We start from the raw sequence: 2,618 nt of genomic DNA, 5'->3' as shown, positions 1-2,618 counted from the left end.
CAAACCCAGTGCGCCTCCCTCCTCGGCCTTGCGAGGCATCCAGCCGGGCACCTGCTCGCTACGGCCGAGATCCATCAGACACGCCCTTGCTCAACGTGTGGCGGTACCGGACGTCGAACTTCCGTCCGGCCCAGACGTCGCCTCCTCGAATGAGCTGAAGGACTTTCCGCCGAGCGCGTCGTCCAGCAGCCGTCGTTCGGCACGGACCCACGCTTCGGCGAGGAGTCGATCGGTGGATTCGTCGAACTGCTCGAACTGTCCCGGCCGCGGGGTGAACTCGCCGATCACGAGGTCATCCGGGCTGGCGCGCAGCGTGTCGATCCGCATGAACGGATGCGGGATCGCCGCGCTGACCTGCTCGGCCAGCTTGATGTGATCCGCCGTGATGCCGTAGCCGTTCTCAAGGGAAGCGGGTTTGCCGGTCTGAATGGGCTGGCCGTTAGGATCCCAGAACGTGGCACGGAACTCGGGCAGGCGCTCGATTTCCTGAACGAACAGGACCTGGCCGTAGAAGGCGAAGAATTTCAGGTCGCGCGCAGGCGCGCCGTGCTCGTCGAGAACGAGCTCTTCGGTGATCCACCGGTCGCCCACGCGCCGGGTGGTGTTGGTCATGAGCGCTCGCGCCCGGTCCATGAGCTGGCCCCAGCTGCTCAACGTCTGTCGCGATCGCACATCGATGATGTGGTCCTCGTCCTGGATGAGGAAGACACCGCGTCCGCCTGTGGACCTGGTGGGCTTGATGACCATGGGCGGACGCGGCTCGATGGAGTCCAGGGTGGAGGGGGTGAGCTGGGCGGCCGGCCGGCGTACACCAATGGCATCGGCGAACGCGTAGCCGGCGTTCTTGTTGTCGAGCAACCATCCGCGGTCATGCACACCGGCATGCCGAGCCTCGCTGCGCTGGATCATGATCGTCCGGAAGGACAAGCCGCGCCGGATGGACAAGCGGTGCCGTTCGATGACTCGCAACGGCGGATGGGCGATCGCGTCGGGTGGCGCGGCGTCGAGAATCCTCTGCACCCGCTCGCGGCCCTCTGGAGTGCCCATCTCCTTGCGCGTGGCAAGGCGGCGAATGGACGCTGAGACGAGATCGCGAGCGGCGGTCGTCAGCTGCGCGAGGTGTTGTGCCTCACTCATCGCCGCTCCGATCCGGTTGTCGGTCCAATCGTCGTCGGCCTGAAAGCCGGTCGGGCTCGCGTGGGGGCATGCACATAGATGACATTCTCGTGATCCGGCGTGCAAGAGTGCAACATGGGTCGCGGGTTGCTTTCGCGCGTCCTGACCGGGACGGACGATACTCCGGTCGCGTAGGCTTGGCCAGTCCTCAGACTCGCGCGATAGCCAGGCCTGGATAAGAGGGTGGGAACCGAGATGGAGCTCGCCGAAATCGTGCTGACCGAAGTGGCGCCCAACGGCGACCCGGGTCCCCGGTCGACCAGGCCGGAATGGCTGGGTGTCGTGGCGTACTTGAGCGGGACGCAGGGCGGCCGACGGTACGTGGGCGGAGGCACCGCCGTGCTGCCTCACGGCGTGCAGTCACCGTGGAACGCGCCCGCTGTGGCCGAGGCACTCGACGAGGCGGTGCGCACTCTGGTCGGGACCACCCTGGGGGACGATTCCGCGCCGGGGCGAGAGGCGGCCGGCGCAGTCGTGGCGCGGTTCGCGGACCTCACCTGTCCCTCCGCGGAGACCCGAGGACAGCGGGCGGCGTTGTCGTGCCTGAGCAGCGCTGTGGAACTGGCCGTGCTCGACCTGCTGGCACGGGCGGAGCGGGTGGATGCGGCCGAGGTCGTGCGGGCACGTGTCCGCGCCGCGGGTGGCGAGGACGATACGTCCGCTCAGCCGCACACCTTCGACGTGCCCGGCGGGCCGCGGATCAGGCTCGCACGGGACGGCGATGACGACACCGACGGTGGCTGGGTGCCGGGGTCGCCCCAGGGCGACCTGGGCGCCCCGATCAGCCTCCCGAGGCTGGTCACGTGGATGGGTCGAGGCGCCTGGGGACGCAGCGAACCCGCTCCGGAGCCGTGGGGCTCCGCGCCGGAACGGAACGAGTATGGGCCGCTGGGGCTGGAGACGCTCGGGAAGAACTCGCTCGACAGCTATCTGCTGGAACGCGAGGCACACCGGCTGGGGCTCACGACGGTCCGGTTCCACAGCGTCGACTTCCACATCGAGGACCCGGCCGGTCGCGCGTTCGGTTTCCATTGCACGACCGGCCCGTCCACCAGCCGGTATGTCACGAAGCTCTGCGGAGACAAGCAGATCACCCGTCGGCTGCTCGGCCGGGCCGGGGTGGCGGTTCCGCCTGGACGGCTGTTCGCCGCCGACGATCTGCCCGGGGCAGCGGCGTTCGCTCGATCGCTGGGCTGGCCCGTCGTCGTGAAACCCTCGGACGGCAAGGGAGGCGACGGCGTCACGGCGAACATCGAGGATGAGGCGGTGCTGGAGAGCGCGCTCACCGGGTTGGCCGGCGCCGGCCATACCCAGGTCATCGTCGAGAAACATATACCGGGCGCCGACTATCGGTTCTTCGTCGTGGGTGGCCGGGTCGTGTCGGTGGTGCACCGCCGGCCGGCGAGCATCGTCGGTGACGGCCGGTCGACGGTAGCCGAGTT

Annotated in this window: 2 protein-coding genes; one reads left to right on the top strand and one right to left on the bottom strand. The window is 68.6% G+C overall.

Features of this window, described 5'->3' with window-relative positions; genetic code table 11:
• Positions 1-90: 90 nt before the first annotated feature.
• The gene (locus ELR45_RS08665; protein ID WP_129665198.1) at positions 91-1,137 is read right to left on the bottom strand and encodes an ATP-grasp fold amidoligase family protein; all 1,047 of its coding nucleotides are present in this window, start codon (positions 1,135-1,137) and stop codon (positions 91-93) included.
• A 222-nt stretch (positions 1,138-1,359) separates the two neighbouring features.
• Here ELR45_RS08665 and ELR45_RS08660 point away from each other — a divergent pair.
• Positions 1,360-2,618, top strand: a 1,259-nt coding sequence (locus ELR45_RS08660; protein WP_476704124.1) for an ATP-binding protein, incomplete at its 3' end; no start/stop codon positions are given.

This window comes from Phytoactinopolyspora endophytica (assembly GCF_004138495.1).
In the GTDB taxonomy this organism is placed as follows: Bacteria; Actinomycetota; Actinomycetes; order Jiangellales; family Jiangellaceae; genus Phytoactinopolyspora; species Phytoactinopolyspora endophytica.
Note: the sequence above shows the minus strand (reverse complement) of the source record. Positions and strands in the feature narration are given on the sequence as shown.